1 pseudogene is annotated in these 684 nt (G+C 29.7%); it reads right to left on the reverse strand.

Annotation, left to right across the window (positions count from 1 at the left end):
* Window positions 1-664 (reverse strand): annotated as a pseudogene (locus tag ACQY5W_RS13165) (hypothetical protein); the annotation flags it as partial.
* Window positions 665-684 lie beyond the last annotated feature (20 nt).

Raw genomic sequence — 684 nt, forward strand, 5'->3', positions numbered from 1 at the left:
TATTTGTTTTAATATGAGAATTTTTTATTTTACTCTTTCCTAAAATAGTAACTCCATTTTCAATAATAGTCTCACCTATAATTTCAACACCTGATTCTATATAGATAGTTTCAGGTAGTCTCATAATAACTCCAGCTTTCATAAAAGCTTCTTTTATTCTATTTTGGTGAATAACCTCAGCACAAGCTAGTTCATATTTTGAATTAACACCTTTAAAGTTCTCTTCATTTACTACTATTGGTTTTAGAGTTTTATTACTATTAATGGCCATTTCAACTAAATCCGTAATGTAATACTCTTCTTGAGCATTATCATTTGATAAAAGAGGTAAAGAGTTTAGTAAAAACTCTGTACAAAACTGATAAATCCCGGCATTTGCACTTGTGATTTTCAACTCTTTTTCTGATGCATCTTTTTGTTCAACTATTTTTTTAACTTCACCATTTTCAATTACTACTCTGCCATATCCATCTGCACTTTTTAACTCTAATACTGACATTACAATAGTAGCATCAAGATCAAACTTTTTAAGTTCACTTGCTTGAATTAACGGCATATCACCATTTAAAACTAAAGTTTTCTCATTTGCATCGGAAGCAACAGCACTTTGTTGATCTTTGACAATAACTGTATACCCTCCTTGCTCTAATCTATCTTTTACCAATAAATCTCCTGCATTTAAAT

This window comes from Arcobacter sp. (assembly GCF_050300555.1).
Taxonomy (GTDB): Bacteria; Campylobacterota; Campylobacteria; order Campylobacterales; family Arcobacteraceae; genus Arcobacter.